At 44.5% G+C, this 23,766-nt stretch carries 19 protein-coding genes; 8 read left to right on the forward strand and 11 right to left on the reverse strand.

Annotated elements, in window-relative coordinates; translation table 11 throughout:
• Positions 1-106: 106 nt before the first annotated feature.
• Positions 107-1,300 (reverse strand): acetate/propionate family kinase, encoded by a 1,194-nt coding sequence (locus L0991_16960; GenBank protein XGB65219.1) that lies wholly within the window; start codon positions 1,298-1,300, stop codon positions 107-109.
• A gap of 653 nt (positions 1,301-1,953) precedes the next feature.
• Positions 1,954-3,978: a DEAD/DEAH box helicase gene (locus L0991_16965; protein XGB65220.1), complete on the reverse strand. Its 2,025-nt coding sequence runs from the start codon at positions 3,976-3,978 to the stop codon at positions 1,954-1,956.
• 308 nt (positions 3,979-4,286) lie between these two features.
• Here L0991_16965 and rnb point away from each other — a divergent pair, with 308 nt between their 5' ends.
• Both rnb and L0991_16975 read left to right on the forward strand, forming a co-directional pair.
• Positions 4,287-6,293: an exoribonuclease II gene (rnb, locus tag L0991_16970; GenBank protein XGB65221.1), complete on the forward strand. Its 2,007-nt coding sequence runs from the start codon at positions 4,287-4,289 to the stop codon at positions 6,291-6,293.
• Between the two features lie 150 nt (positions 6,294-6,443).
• Entirely contained in the window at positions 6,444-7,274 is an 831-nt protein-coding gene (locus tag L0991_16975; GenBank protein ID XGB65222.1) for an AraC family transcriptional regulator, read from the forward strand.
• A gap of 99 nt (positions 7,275-7,373) precedes the next feature.
• On the opposite strand, the gene L0991_16980 is transcribed toward L0991_16975, so the two are convergent.
• The gene (locus L0991_16980) at positions 7,374-7,736 is read right to left on the reverse strand and encodes a DUF3024 domain-containing protein (GenBank protein XGB65223.1); all 363 of its coding nucleotides are present in this window, start codon (positions 7,734-7,736) and stop codon (positions 7,374-7,376) included.
• Between the two features lie 256 nt (positions 7,737-7,992).
• Here L0991_16980 and L0991_16985 point away from each other — a divergent pair, with 256 nt between their 5' ends.
• Positions 7,993-8,808: a phosphate ABC transporter substrate-binding protein gene (locus L0991_16985; GenBank protein ID XGB65224.1), complete on the forward strand. Its 816-nt coding sequence runs from the start codon at positions 7,993-7,995 to the stop codon at positions 8,806-8,808.
• Positions 8,809-8,898: 90 nt separating this feature from the next.
• Here the strand turns inward: L0991_16985 and L0991_16990 are convergent, their stop codons facing one another.
• The 3 genes from L0991_16990 to L0991_17000 all read right to left on the reverse strand — a co-directional run bounded on the left by L0991_16990 (position 8,899) and on the right by L0991_17000 (position 14,197).
• On the reverse strand, positions 8,899-9,576 hold the full coding sequence (locus tag L0991_16990; GenBank protein XGB65225.1) for a MaoC family dehydratase: 678 nt from the start codon (positions 9,574-9,576) through the stop codon (positions 8,899-8,901).
• Between the two features lie 317 nt (positions 9,577-9,893).
• Complete coding sequence (locus L0991_16995) at positions 9,894-13,046, reverse strand: efflux RND transporter permease subunit (protein XGB65226.1); 3,153 nt, start codon at positions 13,044-13,046, stop codon at positions 9,894-9,896.
• Positions 13,047-13,057: 11 nt separating this feature from the next.
• The gene (locus L0991_17000; GenBank protein ID XGB65227.1) at positions 13,058-14,197 is read right to left on the reverse strand and encodes an efflux RND transporter periplasmic adaptor subunit; all 1,140 of its coding nucleotides are present in this window, start codon (positions 14,195-14,197) and stop codon (positions 13,058-13,060) included.
• A gap of 259 nt (positions 14,198-14,456) precedes the next feature.
• On the opposite strand from L0991_17000, the gene L0991_17005 reads away from it, so the two are divergent.
• Positions 14,457-14,900 carry a cytidine/deoxycytidylate deaminase family protein gene (locus L0991_17005; GenBank protein ID XGB65228.1) on the forward strand — a complete coding sequence of 148 codons (444 nt, stop codon included), beginning with the start codon at positions 14,457-14,459 and terminating at the stop codon, positions 14,898-14,900.
• Positions 14,901-14,986: 86 nt separating this feature from the next.
• Here the strand turns inward: L0991_17005 and L0991_17010 are convergent, their stop codons facing one another.
• The 3 genes from L0991_17010 to pepT form a co-directional block, all read right to left on the reverse strand.
• Positions 14,987-15,829: a mechanosensitive ion channel family protein gene (locus L0991_17010; protein XGB65229.1), complete on the reverse strand. Its 843-nt coding sequence runs from the start codon at positions 15,827-15,829 to the stop codon at positions 14,987-14,989.
• 136 nt (positions 15,830-15,965) lie between these two features.
• Positions 15,966-16,433: a DM13 domain-containing protein gene (locus L0991_17015; protein XGB65230.1), complete on the reverse strand. Its 468-nt coding sequence runs from the start codon at positions 16,431-16,433 to the stop codon at positions 15,966-15,968.
• Between the two features lie 76 nt (positions 16,434-16,509).
• Positions 16,510-17,742, reverse strand: coding sequence for a peptidase T (gene pepT, locus L0991_17020; GenBank protein XGB65231.1), 1,233 nt, complete (start codon positions 17,740-17,742; stop codon positions 16,510-16,512).
• A 324-nt stretch (positions 17,743-18,066) separates the two neighbouring features.
• Between pepT and L0991_17025 the strand changes: the two genes are divergently transcribed.
• The 3 genes from L0991_17025 (at position 18,067) to L0991_17035 (ending at position 20,524) form a co-directional block, all read left to right on the forward strand.
• Positions 18,067-18,210 (forward strand): hypothetical protein, encoded by a 144-nt coding sequence (locus L0991_17025; protein ID XGB65232.1) that lies wholly within the window; start codon positions 18,067-18,069, stop codon positions 18,208-18,210.
• A 402-nt stretch (positions 18,211-18,612) separates the two neighbouring features.
• The gene (locus L0991_17030; protein ID XGB65407.1) at positions 18,613-19,605 is read left to right on the forward strand and encodes an aldo/keto reductase; all 993 of its coding nucleotides are present in this window, start codon (positions 18,613-18,615) and stop codon (positions 19,603-19,605) included.
• Between the two features lie 184 nt (positions 19,606-19,789).
• Positions 19,790-20,524 carry an RNA methyltransferase gene (locus L0991_17035; protein ID XGB65233.1) on the forward strand — a complete coding sequence of 245 codons (735 nt, stop codon included), beginning with the start codon at positions 19,790-19,792 and terminating at the stop codon, positions 20,522-20,524.
• 193 nt (positions 20,525-20,717) lie between these two features.
• On the opposite strand, the gene L0991_17040 is transcribed toward L0991_17035, so the two are convergent.
• On the reverse strand, positions 20,718-21,041 hold the full coding sequence (locus L0991_17040; protein ID XGB65234.1) for a ferredoxin family protein: 324 nt from the start codon (positions 21,039-21,041) through the stop codon (positions 20,718-20,720).
• A gap of 256 nt (positions 21,042-21,297) precedes the next feature.
• Here L0991_17040 and L0991_17045 point away from each other — a divergent pair, with 256 nt between their 5' ends.
• Complete coding sequence (locus L0991_17045; GenBank protein XGB65235.1) at positions 21,298-22,929, forward strand: NAD(P)/FAD-dependent oxidoreductase; 1,632 nt, start codon at positions 21,298-21,300, stop codon at positions 22,927-22,929.
• Positions 22,930-23,017: 88 nt separating this feature from the next.
• Here the strand turns inward: L0991_17045 and bluB are convergent, their stop codons facing one another.
• Positions 23,018-23,686 (reverse strand): 5,6-dimethylbenzimidazole synthase, encoded by a 669-nt coding sequence (gene bluB / locus L0991_17050; GenBank protein XGB65236.1) that lies wholly within the window; start codon positions 23,684-23,686, stop codon positions 23,018-23,020.
• Positions 23,687-23,766: the final 80 nt, after the last annotated feature.

Consider the following 23,766-nt stretch of genomic DNA (forward strand, 5'->3'; position numbering starts at 1 on the left):
CAGTTACCGAATGCTAAGTAGCCGGATTTAAGCTCCGTTATCTAGCTGCAAAACAAAAAAAGCGAGCCACTTGGGCTCGCTTTTCAGTATTTAGGCTTAAGCTAAATTACAGAAGTTCTACCGACTGCTGAGCAATCACGAACTCTTCGTTGGTTGGGATAACCATTGCTACTGCGTCTAGCATCTCAGACTTAGCGATGATGCCATCTGCGCCAAAGCGAGCAGATTCGTTACCAGCGACATCTTCAACAAAACCTAGGATCTTAAGGTTTTTCAGGATCTCACGACGGATTGGTAGAGAGTTCTCGCCGATACCACCAGTGAAGATGATGCCGTCTAGAGAGTCTAGTGTTGCAAGGTAAGAAGCAACGTATTTAGCTACGCGGTATGTGAATACTTCGAAAGCCAGCTTAGCGCCTTCATGGCCCTCTTCCATAGCTTCTAAAATGCCACGAGCATCGCTCGTAAGACCAGACACACCTAGGAAGCCAGACTCCTTGTTAAGAGAGTTGAAGACCTGCTCTTGTGACCAACCCTTCTTAAGTAGGTATTCGATGATACCTGGGTCTAAGTCACCACAACGTGTGCCCATCATAAGGCCAGAAAGTGGTGTGAAACCCATTGACGTATCAACACTGTTACCGTCTTTGATAGCACATACTGATGCGCCGTTACCTAGGTGAACAGAGATGAAGCTAGATTCTTCAACTGGCTTGTTTAGCATCTTCGCAGCTTCACGGCTTACGAAGTAGTGGCTAGTACCGTGGAAGCCGTAACGACGTACACCGAAGTCTGTGTATAGTTCTTTAGCGATTGCACCAGTAAATGCGCGTTGTGGCATTGTTTGGTGGAAAGCCGTATCAAATACAGCGAACTGAGGCAGAGAAGGGAAAGCTTCAATCGCAGCGCGGATGCCGATAGCACCTGCTGGGTTATGAAGTGGAGCAAGATCAGATAGGCTTTCAATCTCGTTCGTTACTTCTTCAGTAATACGAACCGTTTGAGTGAACTTCTCACCACCGTGAACGATACGGTGACCGATAGCAACGATATCTGCCGTGAAACCAAGGTCTTCCATCAGGCCTACCAATTTGCCAATAGCAATCTTGTGGTGGCTACCTTCACCCTGAATAGCAATTTCAGTTTTCTCGCCTTGGTATTTCCAGCTCATACGAGCATCTTCAAGACCAAAACACTCCCCTAAGCCACTCAACACTGCTTCACCAGAAACAGAATCAATGACAGCAAATTTTAGGGATGAACTACCCGAGTTAATAACCAGAACAAACGAATTAGACATTGGATATGGATCCTGTTTCAGTACGAATTAGATGAAGTGTTTACTTCAATTTTAGTTAAGCCCATTATTCAATAATTTTTGAATCTTTCAACTTTTGTTTTGAAAAAATCACCAAATGAACACAATTAAGTTGATCTTAGTCATTAATTTATTTATTTCGAGAGCAAAATTAAAAAATAGTTGAATATGAAAATGAACAAACTGACAACGCAAACGAATGCTTGAACTATTTTTAACTTGATTTGAGTGATCCGGTAAGACGTTCAACATCATGAAACAAAGCAACAATACTCACCCTATCCCACACTCTCCATGCTCTAGAAGTTGAGCCCTGCGTAAACAGACTACACAGCAATTTAAGAGGCTTTTATTACTACTACCTCGACTTGTAGCACGTAATTTAAGTATAGCCTTACAATGCTATACAGCTACGTTAAACGGAGCAAGATAGAGTGATTGCTCCCTTCATCCGGGAGTTTGAACAATCATTTCTAACTGGGTTGCAGAAGTAATTTCAATCTTGGCGTGAAGTAAGGTGCATTAGTTATGCGCAGTGCGGTCGGAAGAATGAACAAGCAGGCACAAAAAAGCCGAGCATAATGCTCGGCTTTTAAATTCAGTGTCTAGACTAGAGCGTCTAAGCTAAAGGTTGATTAACCTTCGTTGCGCTCTGGACGACGACCACGGTTACCGCCGTTGCCATGGCCACGTTCGCCACGGTAGTTGCCACGGTGATCGCCACCACGGTTGCGGTCGAAACGACGCTCGCCATCACGGCCGCCTTCACGGTTGCCATCGCGGTTTCCGTCACGGTTGCCACGGTATCCACCGCGACCGCCTTCACGATTACCATCGCGGTTGCCATCACGGTTTCCGCGGTAACCACCACGACCACCATCACGACCACCACGGCCACCGTTACCACGACGTGGTTCACGGAAATCGTTGAAGTCTACAACAACAGCGCCAGCTTCTTTTTGACGGATGCGTAGCTTGCTTAGTTTACCAGCAGTTTCAGAGTTCATTGCTTTTGGCAGTTGAACGTAAGTTGAACCTTGGTCAAGTTTGATAGCACCGATAGAACCTTTAGTTAGGCCAAGTTCGTTTGCTAGTGCGCCAACGATATCTTTAACCTGAACACCTTGCTCACGGCCAACTTGTAGTTGGTAAGTATCCCAGTCTTGAGTATTGAAATCACGACCACCGTTATCACGGTTTTCACGACGCTCTTTACGACGGTTCTTGTCGCGCTCGATAGCAGCGATCATTGGGTCTTCACCAATGTAGAACAGTGGGCTCTTACCTTGCTGACGCTTAAGAAGCATTGCAGCTAGAGTTGCAGCATCTACGTCTAGAGACTCTTGCAGAGTAGTAATAAGACCTGCGAAGTTTTCTAGAGCTTTGCTTTCTTTCTCTGTTTCAAGCTCAGCGCCAAGCTTAGCAACACGTGCAGCAGCAACTTGGTCACGTAGAGGAAGTTGGATTTCTTCCATTGTAGACTTAGTTACGCGCTCGATTGTGCGAAGCATACGAATTTGGTTTGTGCGAACTAGAAGGATCGCTTTACCTTTACGTCCAGCACGGCCAGTACGACCAATACGGTGGATGTAAGATTCAACATCGAATGGGATGTCGTAGTTGAATACGTGAGTGATACGTGGAACATCAAGGCCACGAGCTACAACGTCTGTTGCAACTAGGATATCGATAACACCTTGTTTGATGTGATCAACAGTGCGCTCACGTAGAGACTGAGGAATATCACCGTGCAGTGCAGCAGCTTTAAAGCCACGTGCAGATAGCCAATCAGCTAGACGCTCAGTATCTTGACGAGTACGTACGAATACGATTGACGCGTCAGTTTCTTCAGTTTCTAGAAGACGAGACATTGCTTCGTCTTTTTCTACACCTTTAACAACCCAGAAGTTCTGCGCTACTTTATCAACTGTGTGGTTAGTACCAGCAACGTCAACTTTAGCCGGGTTACGTAGGTAACGGTCAACAATAGTCTTAACCATTGGAGGCATAGTTGCAGAGAAAAGTACACGTTGTGCAGATTCTGGCGCTTGCTCAAGAATCCAAGTAACGTCATCTACGAAGCCCATTTTTAGCATTTCATCTGCTTCATCAAGAACAAATGTGTGTGCTTCATCTAGGTGTAGACGGTCACGAGTTAGTAAGTCTTTAACACGACCTGGAGTACCAACAACAATGTGAGCACCGCGGCTTAGAGCGCGCATTTGGTCAACGATTGAAGCACCACCGTAGATTTCAATAACTTTAAGACCTTTAATGTCACGGCCTAGGTTTTTGATTTCCGCAGCAACTTGGATCGCTAGCTCACGAGTAGGAGCCATGATGATTGCTTGTGGTTTGTGTTGGTTTAGGTTGATTTTGTTTAGTAAAGGCAGAGAGAATGCTGCTGTTTTACCAGTACCAGTCTGTGCTTTACCTAGTGCGTCACGGCCTTCAAGAAGAAGAGGAATAGCTGCTGCTTGGATTGGAGTTGGAGATACGAAACCCATGCTATCAAGAGCTGAAAGGATGTTTTCGTTTAGGGCTAATTCATTAAATTGAATTACAGATTCGGACATTGGGATCCCACTATATATAAGTAAACAAAAGGTCCCGGGAGCTCTACCATTTCCAATACTGATCCAATCAGATACTGATTCCATTCAGAGTTACGAAGCAGTAATAAAACACTTCAAGCCATTAGGGACGTCTAAGGGAGGCGGATTATTCCTTAAATGCATAAAAAAAGCCAGAAAAAATTGAATTACATCACATATTTTTCGGTTTTCTTTCAATACTGGCTATCATATCGTCAAAACTTGATGAATATCTCGTCATAGCCGTTTACATCAATTGAATTGAACCTAGTAAATAAGCCGGCAATTAATTTGCTCTCCTTTCGGCTTTAAGTAGTAATCAGGCTTCGCAATGATTATAGTGTGCTCAATTGTTCTCGTAAGATAAAAGTAAGATGTTTCAAGATAACCCTCTACTCGCTAAGCTTAAGCAACAAATCCAAGAAACCCTCCCGAAAAAGGAAGGCACAATCAAAGCCACTGAAAAAGGATTTGGTTTTCTAGAAGTAGATAGCAAGACTAGCTACTTCATCCCGCCACCGTATATGAAGAAATGCATTCATGGTGACAAAGTAGTCGCTATCATCCGTACTGAAAAAGAACGCGAAGTAGCTGAGCCAGAAGAGCTAGTGGAACAAGGTCTTACTCGATTCATCGCACGAGTAAAACTGTTTAAAGGTCGCCTGAACGTTGTTCCTGATCACCCACAGCTGAAAAAGCTGCAACTTAAAGCTAAAGCTCAGAAAGGTCTAAACCCTGAGACGCTAAAAGAAGGCGACTGGGTTGTTGCACATATCATTCAACACCCTCTAAAAGGCGATAACGGCTTCTTGGCGCAAATCTCAGAAAAGATCACTGACGCTGACGATAAGATCGCACCTTGGTGGGTAACTCTCGCACAAAATGACCTTCCAAACAGCGAGCCAGAAGGTATCGACAACTGGCAGATCAACGATGATGCTGATCTTGAACGTTTAGACATGACCCATGTTCCTTTTGTGACTATCGATGGCGAAAGCACAAAAGATATGGACGATGCGCTATACGCGAAAAAGAAAGAGAACGGCGATTTTGAACTGACTATCGCGATTGCAGACCCAACAGCGTACATCTCACCAGATGATGCGATGGACAAAGTAGCTCGCGAACGTGGCTTCACTATCTACCTACCGGGTCGTAACATCCCAATGTTACCTCGTGACCTTGCAGACAACTTATGTTCGCTTATCGAGAATGAAGTTCGCCCTGCCCTATGCTGTACAGTAACCGTATCTAAAGATGGCGTTATTGGCGATGACATTAAGTTCTTCGCGGCGAACATTAAATCTCACGCTCGTCTAGCATACGACAACGTATCAGACTGGCTAGAAACAGGCACATCAGAGAAGTGGCAACCATCTGAAGAAATCGCAGCGATTGTTTCTGACCTACATGAATTTGCACAAGCACGTTCAGCATGGCGCTCAGCAAATGCTGTTGTGTTCCCTGACCGTCCTGACTACCGCTTTGAACTTAGCGAAGATAACGATGTTGTTGCGATTCACGCAGACATGCGTCGTAGTGCAAACAAGTTGGTTGAAGAATCGATGATCAGCGCAAACATCTGTGCAGGCCGAGTGTTAAAAGAAAGCTTCAACCAAGGTGTGTTTAACTGCCACTCTGGTTTCAAAGCCGAGAAAGTCGCAGACGTTCTTGAACTGGTTAACCCACAAGCAGAAACACCGTTCACAGAAGAGCAGATCGTTTCTCTTGAAGGTTTTGCAGCATTGCGTCGTTGGTTAGGTTCACTTGACAGCAATTACTACGACAACCGTATTCGCAAATTCCAAGCGTACAGTGAAATTAGCAACGAGCCTGCACCACACTACGCAATGGGTCTAGACATTTACGCGACTTGGACGTCTCCAATTCGTAAATACGGTGACATGATTAACCACCGTATGCTGAAAGCACATATCCTTGGCAAAGCACCAATTCAAACACCAGATGAGACTATCGGTGATGAACTTGCACTACACCGTCGCCATCACGGTATGGCTGAGCGTAATGTTGGTGATTGGTTATATGCTCGTACGTTAGCTAATGCACCAGCCGAAGAAACACGCTTCCAAGCAGAAATCTTCGACATTAACCGCGCAGGTATGCGTGTTCGCTTGCTAGAGAATGGTGCCGCTGCATTTATCCCTGGTTCTCTCATTCTTGATAATAAAGAAAGAATCGAGTGCAACAGTGATATGGGTACTGTATCTATCGATAAAGAAATGGTATACAAACTGGGAGACGTTTTAGAAGTAGTTCTCTCTGAAGTTAATCAGGAAAACCGTAACTTAGTAGCAAAGCCTACTCAAGTATTTGCGGACTTGCCTAGCGAGCCTGAAACAACAAACGAAACCGAAGCTTAGTAGCTGCAAAGGCTAGGCCTTTCAAGGTCAAAAGCTTCAAAGGTTCACTTCTAAAGGCGCTAATTGTTAGCGCCTTTTTTGTAAATGTCTCATGCTTAAACAATACTAAAATTAATAAGCAACTCGTTTACAACGTCAAAGAAGCACATTATGTCATCAATAACAGTTACTCAATTCAGAAACTTCATCCCCAGGAAACGAGAACGGTACCCCGCCTCTAAGAATGGTATTTTCATCGTTTCAAAAGGCAGTATCTCTTTCGTGCTCCCCGATGGCACCGAAGCCTCATTGCAGGCAGGCGACTTCACACTTTATAACTCAGGCCAAATCAAAGACATCACAGTAGATACAGAAAACGGCGAATTCAGCGCAACCTGCTTAGATTTTGATTTAGATATTTTCCAAAAGTTCATCAACCAATTCAGTGACCTAGAATCCACTCGAGTTCCCAACCAGTACATCAAATTCAACCAAACAGATATTGAGATCTGCGAACTGAAAGACCTCATCATGTCTTTAGCTCATTCTTCAACTAAAAATGACTACGCACTCACTCAATTAGGGTTAGGTTTGCTCTCACTGATGGTCGAACAATACCCTGCTCTGCTGGTTATCATCGCACGAGCTTCAAGGTTAACGGTGACACAAAAAGTCATTCACTACATTGAACAGAATATTGAAAATAATATCTCTTTAGACACGCTCGCCAGCTATATGGGAATGTCGCCAGCCACACTGAAACGTCGTTTATCGGCTGAAGATCTTTCGTTTTCAAACTTATTGAAGATTAAGCGTATTGCTCATGCCGCAACACAGCTGAGAACGTCGACCAAATCCATTACCCAAATCGCTTATGAGTCTGGCTTTAAGAGCGCTGCGCATTTCAGTACCGCCTTTAAAACGTACCATGGAAAAACACCGAAAGATTTCCGATCACTTATCGCACAATCTCAATTGCAAAGCGTGAAACCACAGGTTTAAAGAATTGAAATAAATTGAGGTGAAAGGTTTGGTTTCGGCACGTCGAAGCCGATGGATTTAGGCGTTGTATCACCACCAGCTAAGACATAAGGTTGGTGGCTATGACCAAAAGTACGATTTGGGATCTTTTTCAATCTCAGCCAACACTGCTTCAAGGTCTTTCGATTTAGGAAGATAAGGGTAAGGTCCCCAAGCCACAGTATCAGACTGTGCATCCTCTTCTAATGGCACTGTAATCAGCCAACATGCTAACGGCTCATCAAAAGTCACGCAGGCAACGTCGTTTGTGTAATCACTATGAGATGAGTCGAGCAGATAATGCGCCTGTGAGAACATCACACCGCCCTCACACTCTTCAAATAAGGATTTGCCTAACTCAACAGGTAAACTGCTATTACGGGAAGTACAGAGCTTTTCAGCCCCAACGAGAAGACGATTAAGTTCTATATGAATGACGGACATAACACTCCTTGTAACTTCATAGAAATTCTCAAAGTTGAAATCCCTTTTGAAAGCTTAGGACTCAACCGAGATTTTAGCGAACCCTCCCAAACAAAATCCCGACCGCGCTCCCATAAACCAATCTTACTCACTAGCGCTGTCTCAAACCAAACATTCATTAGCCCTTTTCACCATAAAGCAAGCATATGGAATTTCACAAAAGTGTCATATAACCCACCTATGATATGCGACAAATGTTATTAACTAGGAGTTATTTATGTTACGAGTCGCGCTTGCCTCTCTTTTATCCTTAGCCCTGTCTTCTCAAGCTGTTTTAGCGCAAGAAACCAATATTTCGGGCTCAACTTCTGTTTCTCGAGTGATGGACGTATTAGCAGAGGAGTACAACAAGACTCACCCTGAGAACTATATCGCGGTTCAGGGCATCGGCTCGACAGCGGGTATTACCTTGGTTAATAAAGGTGTGGCTGATATCGGTATGAGTTCACGTTACCTAACTGATCAAGAACAGAGCGACAAACTCAAAGTATTCCCAATTGCTTTTGACGGTTTAGCTGTTGTAACGAATCGCTCAAATAGCGTGAATAACGTTTCTCGCGAGCAACTGTTTGATATCTACAAAGGTAAAATCACCAACTGGAAAGAAGTGGGTGGTGCCGATCAACCTATCGCGGTTGTAACTCGTGAAGCGTCTTCAGGTTCACGCTACAGCTTCGAAAGCTTGCTTGGTTTAACGAAGATCATTAATGACCGTTTAGTGTCTGACATCAACCCAAATAACTTGGTAGTTAACAGTAACAGCATGGTTAAAACCATCGTGAACCACAACCCGCACGCGATTGGCTTTATCTCTGTTGGCTCAATCGATCGTTCAATCAAGGCCATCACTTTTGAAGGTGTAGAACCGACATCTAAAAACATCGCTAACCATAGCTATGAGTTAGCTCGCCCATTCTTGTTGCTACACAAGATCGACTCGGTTTCTGAAGAGAGCAAAGATTTCATTAAGTTTGTGAAATCTAAACAAGGCCAAGACCTTATTGAAGAATACGGCTACACTCGCATCAAATAAGTGAGTAAGTTGTATCTTATGAAAACAAAAAGAGAGAGCTTCACGCTCTCTCTTTTTTGAATCTTTATAAATCGCTTACTTACAATCCACTTAGAAGTGAAGTTGAATCACTGAAACGATAACCGCACCAGGGCGACGAACACCTTCGATTTCTACGCGGATCTCGCGTTCAATCTCTAGGCCTTTCTTAATTGGTGTTACTTTCGTTAATGTACTTTTCGCACGAACGTTGCTGCCCGATTTTACAGGATATGGAAAACGAACTTGGTTGAGACCAATGTTCACAACCATTTTAGCTGTTGGGAATTGAGACTTGTCAGGATCAACGCTGTCAGTCAAACGAGGAAGCAAAGACAAAGTTAAGAAACCATGCGCGATAGTCGTTTTGAAAGGAGAATCAGTCTCTGCTTTCTCAGGCTCAGTATGGATCCACTGCATATCTTCAGTCACAAGACCAAATTGGTTGATACGATCTTGGCTTACATTGATCCAGTCACCAGTATGAATAACTTCACCAATCTTTTCGTTCAGCTCATCAAACACAAGTTGTGCTTCTGGCTTCAATACGATTGGCTGTTCTACTGGCACATCTTCATTTACCGCAGGTTTGTGGTGATCACGAACCCACGCAAAGAAATGACTATTTTGCGTACGATTCAGAAAGTCGCCCCAGTAATCTTTGAGAGCTGGAGACATCCATTGCATAAACTCTGAGTGTTGCGAAGACAAGCTATCGCCTCGGTGTTTAAATAAATCAATGACCTTCATAAGAACCTCAATGCACATAAAATTTCAATATAACTTCGTAATTTTGAAACAGTTCACACTATTGTGCAAATGGTTTCGAGCATACAAGCGTTAGCCGAACACCTATTTTTCATTAATAAACATACGCTTATTAATAAAACATCATTTTATTAGAAAACCAAAAATAGAGTGTTAGCTCTATCACATAATAAGAATTTGATTATATAAAAAGCGTTTTTATACACCTGAGTAATAAAAAAGGCTTAGCACACTGCTAAGCCTTAGTTTCTACAAGGGTTTATTTTAAGAACAATCCGCTTTATGAAAAGTGAATTCTTCTACTCATCATCGAGTGGCACTAATTTCGTATTACCGCCATGTGCTTTTTCACGCTTGCGTTGTACAAATGCATAGAAGCCTGGGATTAGGAAAGTACCCGCCAACAACACACATAACAGACCACCGATCAATGAAATACCCAGAGAGTTCTGACTCACGTGACCAGCACCGGCAGCAAAGATCAGTGGGAAAATACCCAAGATAAACGACCAAGACGTCATGTTTACAGCTCGGAAACGTAGCGTCCCCCCCTTCACTGCAGCATCGTCGATTGGTGCATCTTTCTCTTCACGCTCGACCTTCGCAAATTCCACAATCAAGATTGCGTTCTTCGCGGCCAAGGCTATCAAGAGAACCAAACCTATTTGCGCATACAAGTTTAGCGGTGTGCCCGTAAGGTTCAGTGCCAAGAAGGAACCCAGAGTCGCAACCGGAACAACCAAGATAATGGCAATCGGGATCGTCCAGCTCTCATACTGAGCTACCATGAACAAGTAAATAAAGATCAGTGCCAACGCAAACGCAAAGATAGCTTGGTTACCTGCTAGAACCTCTTGGTAAGCCATGCCAGTCCACTCGTACTGGTAACCTTGTGGAAGAACTTCTGCCGCCACTCGTTCCATTGCTGCAATAGCATCACCACTTGAGTAACCCGGTGCTGGTTGGCCTTGGATTACCGCACTGCGGTACATGTTGTAACGCCATGCTACATCTGGTTCAAAAATCTGATCGTAAGTTACAAGCGTGCTTAGCGGGATCATCTCGCCAGCAGAAGAGCGTACGTGGAATCGTTGCAGGTCATCCATGCTGCTACGGTGATCACTGTCTGCTTGCATGGTTACACGGAAGTTCTTACCAAACATGGTGAAATCATTCACGTACAACGAACCGAGGTTGCCTTGTAACGTTTGGAAGATTTCCGACAACGGAATACCTAACTGTTGTGCTTTCTCACGGTCAATGTCCACATAGTAGTGAGGTACGTTGGCACGGAAAGTACTGAATGTATGTGAAATTTCAGGCTGTTTGCTTGCCTCAGCTATCACGTCATTCATCACCATAGCAAGGTCAGTACGGCTACGGCCTAGCGTATCTTCAAGTACAAACTCGAAACCAGATGCAGCACCCATGCCCGGAACCGCAGGCGGCCCCATCGCAAACACGACAGCTTGAGGCAATTCAGTTGCAGCACGACCATTAATACGCTGCGAGATAGCCTGAGCAGAGTGTTGGCCATCCAGTGCATTACGCATGTCCCAATCGTGAAGCTTAATGAACATTGACGCACCATTCGACGCAGAAGCGCCAGTCATGAATGCGTAGCCGTTTACGAGTGTTACACCATCAACACCCGGCTCCTGTTCAACCATTTCAAGCAGCTGTTTAGTCACCTCTTCTGTACGAGACAAGGATGCCGCGTCGGGAAGCTGAACGTTAACCAGCAAAATACCTTTATCTTCTTGAGGTACAAACGCGGTAGACGTCGTCTTCGCAAAGTAAGTCACAGCCGCCAAAGCCACGAAGAAGAAAGTGAACAGCAGAACGCCTTTCTTAACTAAGAAGCCAGCCACTTGACCGTATTTGTTAGTAACAGACTCTAGACCACGGTTAAATGCTTGGTACCAACGCGCCGTATTACCACCACCCTGCTTAAGAACCAGTGAACACAATGCCGGTGATAGCGTTAATGCGTTAATCGAAGAGATAACAACCGCGATACAGATCGTCAGAGCGAACTGACGGTACATGATGCCAGTAATACCCGGAAGCATTGCAACAGGGATGAATACCGCAAGTAATACCAAGGTTGAAGTAATGATCGGACCCGTTACTTCTTTCATCGCGATCAGCGTAGCTTTACGTGGAGAAATGGTTGGGTCTTTAGCCATCGTGGTATCAACGTTCTCGATAACTAAGATCGCATCATCAACTACGATACCAATCGCCAATATCAAACCAAACAGGGTTACCGTGTTAATGGTAAAGCCCGTCATCTGCATGATGGCAAACGTACCAATCAAAGATACAGGGATCGCAACAACCGGAATCAAGGTTGCACGCGCACTACCTAAGAACAGGTAGGTTACTGCAATAACCAGCAAGATCGCTTCGATAAGGGTTTTTACTACGCCTTTAATCGACTCAGCAACGAAGACAGTGGTGTCGTAACTCGCTTCATAAGCCACACCTTCTGGGAAGTTCTTTCTTAAGTTCTCTAGCATCGCCATCACCGCTTTACCACTTTCCAGAGCATTAGCATCTGACTGAAGTGACAGCGTTACGATTGAAGCGTCTTGACCACGGTATTTACCATTGCCATCGTAGAACTTTTTACCAAGCTCAACACGTGCAATGTCTTTTAAGTAAACGGTTGAACCATCTTGAGTAGCACGAAGTACAACATTCTCAAATTCATCCGCTGTTTCCAGTCGGCCTTTTGTTACCAGGTTGAATTGTACTTCTTGTGCGTTGTTATAAGGTGCAGCACCAATACGACCTGCAGCAACCTGAACGTTCTGTTCCGCCAAAGCTCGATTCACGTCAGATGTGGTGATATTGAGGTTAGCCATTTTCTCAGGGTCTAACCAAACACGCATCGCGTATTCGCCACCACCCAACACGTTAACTTCACTGATGCCCTTCACACGAGCCAGTTGGTCTTTAATGTTTAGGTTAACGTAATTGATCAGGAATTGATCGTCGTACTCACCGTTTGGAGAGTAGAAGTTCAATACCATCAAAAGGTCTGGTGAACGCTTTTTAACGGTGACACCCACCATTCGAACTTCTTGCGGAAGCTTAGATTCGATTTGAGCAACTCGGTTCTGAACGTTGACCTGAGCCATATCTGGGTCAGTACCAACATCAAAAGTTACGTTAAGGTTGTATGAACCATCGTTAGCACTTTTTGAAGACATGTAGATCATATCTTCAACGCCGTTCACCGACGTTTCTATGGGGTCGGCTATCGCCTGTTCCACGACTTCTGCACTTGCACCTGTGTAGAAAGCAGACACACTTACCGAAGGTGGGCTAATTTTTGGGTATTCCGCCACGGGCAAGATAGCGAGAGAGATCGCACCTGCCAGCGTTAATATTATGGATATAACAAGGGCAAACTTAGGCCTTTGAATAAAGAAACGACTTAACATATCTACGCCCCTTACTCTGCTTGCTCAGTCGCAGAAGGTTGAATGCGAACAGACATACCGTTACGAACACGCTGAAGGCCTTGGGTAATAACGGCATCGTCTTTCTCTAGACCAGAGTGAACAATCACACCGCCTTCAACCTGTCGGCCCATCTCAATGTTTCTGCGCTCAGCGACAGACGCGCCTTCACCGTCAACCAATACCATCACAAAGTCACCTTCAAGGTCAGTTTGAACTGCACGGCGCGGAATAGTTACAACATCAATAGACTGCTTTTCACGTAGATCAACACGAACGTGTTGGCCCGGAAGTAGTTGCTGGTCTGGGTTATCTGCAATCGCACGCATCGCGATAGTACCGGTATTCAAGTTAATACGGTTTCCTAGGAAATCTAGCTGGCCTAAATGCTCAAATGCTTCACCGTTCTCAAGCATAATTTGCACTTCAACGCGCTCACTGTCACCAGTACCGTCACCTTCAATTCGGTCCATACCTAACTCAATACGCTCACGCTCACTAATGCTAAAAGAGGCGTGAATTGGGTCTAGGCTAACCAAGGTTGTTAAAACACCAGAAGACGGTGATACCAGATCACCAGTACTTACTTTGCTGTCGCTAATACGGCCAGAGAAAGGCGCAATAATTTTAGTATGAGAAAGCTGAACGTTAGCGGCATTTAACTGAGCTTGGCCTGCTTCAAGTTGTGCTTGAGAGCCTAGCAAGTTTGCGGTTAGTGCATCGAATTCCGATTGAGAAATACTGCCTTTAGGAAGTAGGTTCTTACCACGATTGAAATCAAGCTCGGCTTTTTTCAGGTTAGCGTTTGCTTGAGCAACAGCCGCTTTCGCACTTGCTACTTCAGCTTCAAATGATGAAGGCTCTATCGAATAAAGCAGCTGCCCTTTTTCGACCATTTGCCCTTCATTGAAATGACGGCTTTGAAGATAGCCAGAAACCTGCGCAGTAATTGCCGTGTCTTCAACCGCTTCAATACGGCCGATGTACGACTTACTTTGCTGATGAGAAATAACGCTAACATCCTGTACAGCTACGAGAGGTAATGGCGCTTGCTTGGCATTCTGGGCATCTTGCCCACATCCAGCAAGAATAAGAGAGCTTGCAAGAGCCGTAAGGATTAACTTTTTACGCATGGTTATACCGTCACTTATGAGAAATAGAACAGCATAAAAGTTACGTAACACAATTGCTTCAAATGTCCGAGGAATATCAATTATAACTCGCAAAAGTGTTTCAACTTGTAAATTGAAATTGGATATATATCAACCCTTTACAAACCATCAACAATTCATGATCAAATATACGTTTGTTACTTCCCCTCTCTGTATATATTGTCTAACATAATATGGTTTCAATAATAAAAACTCATACTTCCTTGTTAAGGTAATTCGAATGATTTCAAAATGGGCAAAACGTTTCTATCAAATGGCGGAATTAGTCGGTTCCTGGAGTAAAGATCCGTCCACTCAAGTTGGTGCAGTTATCACCAAACACAACCGCATTGTTTCAGTTGGCTTTAATGGCTACCCTCATGGCGTATCGGATAGTGCTGACACTGACGATCGTGAGATGAAATACCTGAAAACGCTTCACGCAGAAGAGAACGCAATCTTGTTTGCTAAGCGTGATTTAGACAGCTGTGAAATCTGGGTGACTCACTTCCCTTGTCCAAACTGTGCAGCAAAGATCATTCAAACTGGTATTTCTGCGGTTCACTGCCCAGAGCAAAGTGAAGACTTCCTTTCTCGCTGGGGAGACAAAATCAAAGTGAGCAAAGATATGTTTGAGCAAGCAGGCGTACAAGTCGATTGGTTACCACTGGCAGACCTAGACTAAGCGAACAGATAGCAAGAACAAAAAAGCCGAGAGTCGATATTATCGCTCTCGGCTTTCTTTTGTTTGGGGCTCAGCGGACCGCAGAATTAAGCACTAATAGGGAACGCCTCAGAGTATGCTTCCATAAAGTCTTTACGAATCTCTTGCTCTAAGTGAACCGCCTTCTCGGTTGGACAGAAAATCATAAAATGGACCTCTTGCTCACCCGTCGAACTGCTTGTGATGTGAATGTGTGGCTCAGAGCCCGGAAGGTCGACGCCAGCGTGCTTTTCAATGACGCTGTTATAACGACGCGCAACGTCAATGAACTCTTCACAATGCTCTTCAATTTTCGAGATTAAACCCGGCACCATTGGGTAGAGGTTCACGAAATCTTTCACGGTCACCGTGAAGCTATGATACACGTAGCGTTTCATGAAGTTGAGGTTCTTAACTGGGTAAGTAAAGAACATGCTGTTAGGTAGCGTAGCCGTCTTGCCAGTGAAGTGGTATTGCCCATGATACAGGTCGATCTCCTGAATCACTGTCGCCATCAAGTTATGTTCGATCACTTCACCACTAATTTTACCCACTTCAATCCAATCACCAATTCGGAAAGAGCGTGAGCTAGCACGTTGAATCGAGCCAGTGAAACACAAAATGATCTCTTTTGAGGCTACTACGATCGCAACGGCAATCGCTGTTACAGAGAGAGCAAACTCACTTATTTCAGACTTCCAGAGTAGGAAAAGCGTAATGACAATTATCGCGAAGGTGCCGTTTTTAGTGCGGGACATCCAATTACGTTGGTCTTCGCTAAGGAAAGCAACATCACCCCTAATTTGAGACAAGGTGATTCGGCGGATGATTAAAACCAGACTGATAATCAGCGCACTAAAAATAAACTTATGAGCGAGTAGAAAATCTATTACTTGCCACACTTTTTCCATTACTTAATCCTTAGCATTACAACATTTAGCTTTACGACGGTTCGCTTTACAATAAAGCCGCTAATATCAGTGCTATGAAAAAGCGCTCAACTCCTGAGCGCTCGTGTTCATTCTGGTATCAGCCTAACTAAGGCTATCATTTTATCTTGGCAGAAGTAATAAATTGGCCAAAAGTTTCACACCAAATCACAACGGTATTAAATCTATTAAGATCAGTACCTTCCGGTAGCTCAACCATAAACCGGTCAAATGTTTTGACATCTCCAACTCTGAGTAACTCGCTCTTACTGTCATTAAAGGCTTGTTCGGTTTCTATGAACTTAGGAGAGAGGTAAACCTTGTAGTCCGGCCCAGGCGCGAGTTCGCCTTCAAACGCAATTGCACTTTCTGAAACCGAAACGATACCCTCACCCCAATGTAAGAAATCACTGTCTTGGCGGTCTTTAGTGAACTCTCCAGTATAAATGGCCTGTTGGCTGATCGCTTCAACCGAGCTCGAAGATGGAGAATCAGGTTCAATTAAGATAGGCAGTGCATAAACACCAAGCCCAAAACCAACAGCACCCACGGCTAAGTGGGTGCAAAGTAAAACTAACTTTTTCATCGCGTACTCCCTTATGCTTAAAGAGAGTATTATTGAATACTCTCAAAAATACAAAGAGATATCGCGTTAAAGGTCGCTATTTTTGGTAGTGAGCAGCAGTACGTCGCGACAATTCAACAATCACTTTTACCGCTTGTTCCATGCCTTGAATAGTGATGAACTCATGAATACCGTGGAAGTTGTAACCACCAGTAAAGATGTTCGGGCATGGCAAGCCCATGAATGACAAGCGAGCACCGTCTGTACCACCTCGGATCGGTTTGATCATCGGCTCCACATCACACTCGATCATCGCTTGCTTAGCCAACTCAATAATATGCTGATGAGGTTCAACCATCTCTTTCATATTGAAGTAGCTATCGGTAAGAACCAATTCCACATGCCCTTTCTCTAGGCGCTCATTCAATTCATCCACTTTTTGTTGCATGAATGCCTTACGCGCTTCTACGCCCTCGCGCTCAAAGTCGCGAATGATGTAACCTAGCTCAGAGCGAGCGACACCCATTTCCGCTGACTTCAAGTGGTAGAAACCTTCATAGCCTTCAGTGCATTCTGGCGTTTCTTCTGATGGCATCATCAATTGGAACTGCGCAGCAATGTTCATCGAGTTCACCATCTTACCTTTTGCGGTACCTGGATGAACGTTGACGCCATGACAGATAACATCCGCACTTGTGGCATTGAAGTTCTCAAATTCCAACTCACCAACGGGTCCACCATCAATGGTGTACGCCCATTCGGCGCCAAACTTTTCAACATTAAACAAATCCGCACCACGACCGATCTCTTCGTCTGGCGTGAAACCAATGCAAATGTCACCGTGTTTGAGTTCAGGGTTTGCTTTTAGATAAGCGATAGCACTGATGATTTCAGCGATACCCGCTTTGTTGTCTGCACCCAATAAAGTCGTGCCGTCGGTAGTAATAAGGTCATGACCATGCAAAGCATCAAGATCAGGGTATTGGCTTGGATTCAAGCTTTCACCACTGGTGCCAAGCTCGATGGTTCCGCCCTGATAATCTTTAATCACTTGAGGTTTTACATTCGCGCCTGATGCGTCAGGAGCGGTATCCATGTGTGCGACAAAGCCAATAGCAGGCACAGTGTAATCAACATTCGACGGCAACTTTGCCATCAAGTATCCATTTTCATCCAAAGATACATCAGTTAGCTCTAGTGCAATCAATTCTGACTTTAAGGCTTCAGCAAAGGTAATTTGCCCCGGTGAACTTGGACATTGCTGATTTGAAGGATCGGATTTGGTATCAAAAGTAACGTAATTCAGGAAACGTTCTACAAGCTTTTCCATAATTCATCTCACCATGGATTAAGTAATTGATTTACTGACCTAATTATTAGATAAATACGAGCACACAGTCAGTAGCGAGGTGTTTCATCTTACGCCCCTGACTATCTATGTATTTGCTCTAAATCATTATTGTGCGAAATTTGATGGGCTTCCTATACTGAATCTAGAGGGTTGCGTCAGTTCAGTATTGCATACGGATGATGAGCGATCGCTTTGTACACATTCTACGCCCTCTGCTCTCAGCCTAAAAAAAGTACAAAGTGGATGATGATCACAATTTATCTCCGATGCAGAATCTGTCATACGTTAGACGGAGATATAGTTATGACGATTAATAAATATTTCATTTTCTCTCCTCAAGCCTCTGAGGAACAACTTCAACCAGTATTAACTGAAAAAGAAGTTCAAAGGCAGGAAGCTCTAAAGCAGGCGCAGACCCAAGGTGGATTTGATACCAGCGCAGCCTAGTAGTTCACGTATATCTAGCACCTTCAAGCCCCTATAAATGAGCTCTATTCACTATCCGGTAGAGCTTATTTATTTTCAGTACCTCTCCCCCTCGATTTGTCTTTCATTCATTGACACTGCCAATCATTAGAGTGTGTTTCTCGCCCCTAAGCTTTTGTTACTTTTCACACATCACGCAGGCTTGCTCAAGTCTCTGAGAAATGGTTCATTAAACTCCCTCAAGCGATACCTTGTCTTGTCATTTTGTGCTAATAATTCATATTCGTTTTCATTCATCACTCGCCCTTTTTTCAAAACTATATGCGAGTACCAGAGAACCCAACAACAGGAATCCTGAATTCAATGGAATATTCAAAACTAGGAAGTAGCCAAATTCCCGTTTCCCGAATTTGTCTTGGGAGCATGACTTGGGGGCTACAAAATACTCAACAGCAAGCCGACCAACAAATTGAATACGCACTAAGCCAAGGCATTAACTTTATTGATACTGCAGAGATGTACGCAGTACCACCTTCTCCAGAAACCTACGGTAAAACCGAAGCGATTATCGGTAACTGGTTGTCGCGCAACCCACAGCGTCGCCAAGAGTTAATCATTGCCAGTAAAATTGCTGGTCCTGGATTACCTTGGGTTCGTAACGGCGGCCCTATCACTGGTGAAGCGGTGATCGCAGCAGTTGATGCATCATTGAAGCGCTTGCAAACGGATTACATCGATCTGTACCAACTTCACTGGCCAAATCGCACAACGCCACACTTCGGTAAACATTTCCCTAATCAGATTCGCTTTAGCGACATTGACAGACAACAACATGAAGCTGAGATGCTGGAGATCTTACAAGCTCTTGCAAGCTGTATTAAAGCGGGCAAAATCCGCCATGTTGGTCTATCTGATGACAGCACTTGGGGCATTAACACTTACCTTAAGTTAGCCGAGAAGCATGACTTGCCGCGTATGGTCTCTATCCAAAATGAATTCAGCTTACTGCACACGAAAGACTGGCCATATTTGATTGAAAACTGCGTGCATGAAGACGTCGCTTACTTACCGTGGTCACCTCTGGCGGCCGGCATGCTTAGTGGCAAATACATTGATGGCGCAAGGCCGGAAGGCAGCCGTTGGACTTACATGCAACGCAAAGGTATTTTCCGTGATACTGAGTTAGCTAATGAAGCAGTTAAAGGCTACGTAGAAGTGGCAAACGCTCATGGATTCACGCCGAGTCAGCTCGCCTTAGCATGGTGTAACCAAGTGGATGGGGTTACCTCAACCATTATTGGTGCAACCACTATGGAACAGCTTAAAGAGAACGTAGCAGCGTTTAGTAAGCCGCTTTCTGAAGAGATTCTGACCGATATCAACACCGTCTTTAAGCGCTACCCTGTGCCATATTAAGCAGTAGGTTAAGCTTATCCGGTTCTGTTGAGCTTGAGTTGATCCTATAAGAGCGCACGATTTAGTGCGCTTTTGTTTTTTAAGTGGGTCGCTTTTGCTTTTATATAGATCGCATTGGCTTATCGCACTTTTGGTTATCTAACCTTTGCTCTATAATGCGCGGGCTTATATCTAGGATAAAAACATGATTTCAAAAAACCAATTAAAACTCCTTCGTGCTTTGGGCCAAAAGAAACAACGTAAAGCCCACGGCCTGTTTCTAGTTCAAGGTGAAAAGAACGTTCTTGAGCTGTTCAATAGCGACTTAGTCGTAAAGAACGTCTTTGCTACTGCTGATTTCTTATCTGAAAATCACGCAGCACTGATTGGGTTTGATTGTGTTGAAGCTTCGCTAGACGACCTGACCAAAGCAAGTACTTTGGTTAGTAACAATGCCGCAATTGCTGTGGTTGAGATTCCAAAGGTTCAATTACCAGAAGCGACAGGTTTGATGATCGCGCTTGATGGCGTATCTGACCCGGGCAACCTAGGTACGATCATTCGCGTAGCAGACTGGTATGGCATTAAACATATCGTTGCGAGCAGCGATTGTGCTGACCCATACAACCCTAAAACTATCAGCGCGACCATGGGTAGCTTTGGCCGAGTACACGTAAGCCAAACGGACTTACCAGCTTACCTAGAGCAAGCAAAACTACCTGTTTACGGGGCGTTTTTGGAAGGCGAAAGCGTTCATAAGACTGACTTTACTGCGAACGGTATTTTGCTGATGGGTAGCGAATCTCACGGCATCCGTGAACACGCAGCTAAGTTCGTAACAGACAAGATTACCATTCCAGCATTCGGTGGTGCTGAATCTCTGAACGTAGCAATGGCGACGGGTATCATTCTTGACAACATGCGTCGTCAACATAGCTAACCAATTCAAAGTTAAACGACTAGCCAGAATTCACGGATATAAAGAGCAAGATTCCCTATCTTGCTCGTCCCTCGCAGTAGGGAATGACGTGAAAATACAATTTCGTGGTAAGTTCATATCAGCCGTCATCCTCGAGAAGGAGGGACGACTGAGTCGGGGATCTTTTTAAGGGGGGTTATATCAAGTAGCAGAATTACTTCTCTAGCATTGCCAACTTATCAGGCACGCCATTCCACTTTTCCGCATCATCCATTGCTGGTTTTACTTCTGTTTGTACAGGCCAAATCTCAGCAAGTTCTGCGTTCACTTCAATGAAGATCTTTTGATCTTCAGGCAGTTCGTCTTCTTGGAAGATCGCTTGAGCATCACATTCAGGTACACATAAACCACAATCGATACATTCGATCGGGTTAATTACCATGAAGTTTGGGCCTTCATGGAACGCATCTGCGGGACACACTGCCACACAGTCTGTGTATTTACATTGAATACAATTATCGCCTACGACAAATGCCATGATGCTCTGCTCTATAAGTTAGTCAAAATTGAAGAATGGGGATAATACTCATCCCAAAGCAAAATTCAACATCATACGACTCTAATATCATGTCTATTTGCTCCATGTTTCCAAATTAGTATGACAGATAAATCAAATTCTCGTAAAATGCGCGCCATTGTGAGCTTATCGCTTCTTCCCAACATCAGTGTTACATAAAACTCTGCATTCACTAGAAGCGGTTTAGCTAAGACACCTATAAGAACGAGACATCGAAATGATACGTTTAACCGAAATTAAACTTCCACTAGACCACGAAGAGTCTGCCATTCAAGAAGCGATTGAAGCGAAGCTTGGCATCAACTCAGATCAGGTTATCTCTTTTAATATCTTTAAACGTGGCTACGATGCTCGTAAGAAATCAAAGATCCTGCTTATCTACACGCTGGATGTTCTCGTTGAAAACGAAGCTGAGCTATTAGAAGCCTTCATCAGCGACCCACACGTAAAAGTGACTCCTGACATGGAGTACAAGTTCGTAGCTAAAGCGCTGGAAAACCAAACTGAGCGCCCTGTTGTTATCGGTTTTGGCCCTTGTGGTCTATTCGCTGGTCTAGTACTTGCCCAAATGGGTTTCAACCCAATCATCGTTGAACGTGGTAAAGAAGTTCGTGAACGTACTAAAGATACCTTTGGTTTCTGGCGTAAGCGTACTTTAAACACAGAATCAAACGTACAGTTTGGTGAAGGTGGCGCAGGCACATTCTCTGACGGTAAGCTATACAGCCAAGTTAAAGATCCAAAACACTACGGCCGTAAAGTAATCGAAGAGTTCGTTGCAGCTGGCGCACCAGAAGAGATCCTATACGTAAGTAAGCCGCACATCGGTACTTTCAAACTGGTTACCATGATCGAAAAAATGCGTGCTTCTATCATCGAGCTGGGTGGCGAAATCCGCTTCAGCACTCGTGTAGATGACCTTCACATGGAAGATGGCCAAATCACGGGTCTAACACTTTCTAACGGTGAAGAGATCAAATCTCGCCACGTTGTACTGGCTGTTGGTCACAGTGCTCGTGACACATTTGAAATGCTGCATGACCGTGGTGTTTACATGGAAGCGAAGCCTTTCTCTGTTGGTTTCCGTATCGAACATAAACAATCAATGATTGATGAAGCTCGTTTCGGTAAGAACGCGGGCAACCCAATTCTAGGTGCAGCAGATTACAAACTGGTTCACCACTGTAAGAATGGCCGCACGGTATACAGCTTCTGTATGTGTCCTGGTGGTACTGTGGTTGCTGCAACCTCTGAAGAGGGCCGCGTAGTAACAAACGGCATGAGCCAATACTCTCGTGCAGAACGTAACGCAAACAGCGCAATCGTTGTTGGTATCGATCCAGAACGCGATTACCCAGGTGACGCGCTAGCGGGTATCCGTTTACAACGTGAACTAGAAAGTGGCGCGTTTGTACTAGGTGGTGAGAACTACGATGCTCCAGCACAGAAAATTGGCGACTTCCTGAAAGGTCGTGATCCAAGTGCTCTGGGTGATGTACAACCATCATTCACACCGGGTATCCACCTAACAGATATTTCAAAAGCGCTGCCTGACTTTGCAATCGAAGCGATTCGTGAAGCAATCCCTGCGTTCGAGAAGAAGATCAAAGGCTTCTCTACCCCAGATGGCCTACTAACAGGTGTTGAGACTCGTACGTCTTCTCCGGTATGTATCAAGCGTGGTAAAGACTTCCAAAGCATCAACCTGAAGGGCTTCTACCCTGCTGGTGAAGGTGCAGGCTACGCGGGTGGCATCCTGTCTGCTGGTATCGACGGTATTAAGGTTGCGGAAGCACTTGCACTGTCTATGGTAGAGCAGAACCAAGCTGAGAAGATCGAAATCGCTTAAGAGCTCAATTAACGGTCTAAAGCAAATATCAAAAAGGGCTCAATGAGCCCTTTTTTAGATCTTAATATTAGCTACCCTAATGTAGCCGTTACTTTTCATCTGCCTCTAACTGCTTAGGGCTCCACTTCCCTTCGTGAATCGCAGCGTTAACATCTCTTCTTGGTAGCCACCCCATGGTTTCCAGCTCAGGTTTGTCTTTGAAGTGATCAACGTAGCCGATACACAAATACGCCACGATATCGATGTTCTCTGGAATATCTAACGCATCACGTAGCGTTGAATCATGCAGGATGCTCACCCATCCTAAACCTAAGTTTTCTGCCCTTGCCGCAAGCCACAGGTTTTGAACCGCGCACACGGTGCTGTACAGGTCCATCTCTTGTTTAATCGTTCTGCCGAGCACAACCTTTCCGGTTCGATTGCGATCGCACGTCACGCAGATACCGATAGGCGATTCGACAATGCCTTCAAGCTTTAGGCGTTTATACATCGCTTGCTTTTCATCGGTAAACATTTCTGCTGATTCGGCATGAGCCTGATTAAAGCCCGCTTTGATCTTTTGCTTGGTTTCAATATCTCGCACGACAATAAAGTCCCAAGGCTGCATAAAACCAACACTCGGGGCGTGGTGCGCGGCTGTTAAAACTCGCATCAAAACGTCTTCAGGGATCTCATCGGGAAGAAACTGACCACGAACATCTCGGCGAGAAAAAATCGTTTTATATACGGCTTCGCGTTCATCTGGTGTAATTTCCATACTTCCCTGTCTTATCGTGTTGTTGTTGAGTCAGTATTATCTAACTAAAGCACCTATGTTACTAGCAGTACACAAGCAAC

The sequence above is a fragment of the Vibrio chagasii genome, from assembly GCA_041879415.1.
GTDB lineage: Bacteria > Pseudomonadota > Gammaproteobacteria > Enterobacterales > Vibrionaceae > Vibrio.

Bases quoted from the DNA above. Each gene is read 5' to 3' on its own strand.
- L0991_17010 (XGB65229.1), bottom strand. From the start codon at position 15,829: ATGGAAAAAGTGTGGCAAGTAATAGATTTTCTACTCGCTCATAAGTTT.
- L0991_16975 (XGB65222.1), top strand. From the start codon at position 6,444: ATGTCATCAATAACAGTTACTCAATTCAGAAACTTCATCCCCAGGAAA.
- L0991_17000 (XGB65227.1), bottom strand. From the start codon at position 14,197: ATGCGTAAAAAGTTAATCCTTACGGCTCTTGCAAGCTCTCTTATTCTT.
- L0991_17025 (XGB65232.1), top strand. From the start codon at position 18,067: ATGACGATTAATAAATATTTCATTTTCTCTCCTCAAGCCTCTGAGGAA.
- L0991_17035 (XGB65233.1), top strand. From the start codon at position 19,790: ATGATTTCAAAAAACCAATTAAAACTCCTTCGTGCTTTGGGCCAAAAG.
- bluB (XGB65236.1), bottom strand. From the start codon at position 23,686: ATGGAAATTACACCAGATGAACGCGAAGCCGTATATAAAACGATTTTT.
- L0991_16960 (XGB65219.1), bottom strand. From the start codon at position 1,300: ATGTCTAATTCGTTTGTTCTGGTTATTAACTCGGGTAGTTCATCCCTA.
- L0991_16965 (XGB65220.1), bottom strand. From the start codon at position 3,978: ATGGAATCAGTATCTGATTGGATCAGTATTGGAAATGGTAGAGCTCCC.
- L0991_16985 (XGB65224.1), top strand. From the start codon at position 7,993: ATGTTACGAGTCGCGCTTGCCTCTCTTTTATCCTTAGCCCTGTCTTCT.
- L0991_17045 (XGB65235.1), top strand. From the start codon at position 21,298: ATGATACGTTTAACCGAAATTAAACTTCCACTAGACCACGAAGAGTCT.
- L0991_16980 (XGB65223.1), bottom strand. From the start codon at position 7,736: ATGTCCGTCATTCATATAGAACTTAATCGTCTTCTCGTTGGGGCTGAA.
- pepT (XGB65231.1), bottom strand. From the start codon at position 17,742: ATGGAAAAGCTTGTAGAACGTTTCCTGAATTACGTTACTTTTGATACC.
- L0991_17015 (XGB65230.1), bottom strand. From the start codon at position 16,433: ATGAAAAAGTTAGTTTTACTTTGCACCCACTTAGCCGTGGGTGCTGTT.
- L0991_17005 (XGB65228.1), top strand. From the start codon at position 14,457: ATGATTTCAAAATGGGCAAAACGTTTCTATCAAATGGCGGAATTAGTC.
- L0991_16990 (XGB65225.1), bottom strand. From the start codon at position 9,576: ATGAAGGTCATTGATTTATTTAAACACCGAGGCGATAGCTTGTCTTCG.
- L0991_17040 (XGB65234.1), bottom strand. From the start codon at position 21,041: ATGGCATTTGTCGTAGGCGATAATTGTATTCAATGTAAATACACAGAC.
- rnb (XGB65221.1), top strand. From the start codon at position 4,287: ATGTTTCAAGATAACCCTCTACTCGCTAAGCTTAAGCAACAAATCCAA.
- L0991_17030 (XGB65407.1), top strand. From the start codon at position 18,613: ATGACTTGGGGGCTACAAAATACTCAACAGCAAGCCGACCAACAAATT.
- L0991_16995 (XGB65226.1), bottom strand. From the start codon at position 13,046: ATGTTAAGTCGTTTCTTTATTCAAAGGCCTAAGTTTGCCCTTGTTATA.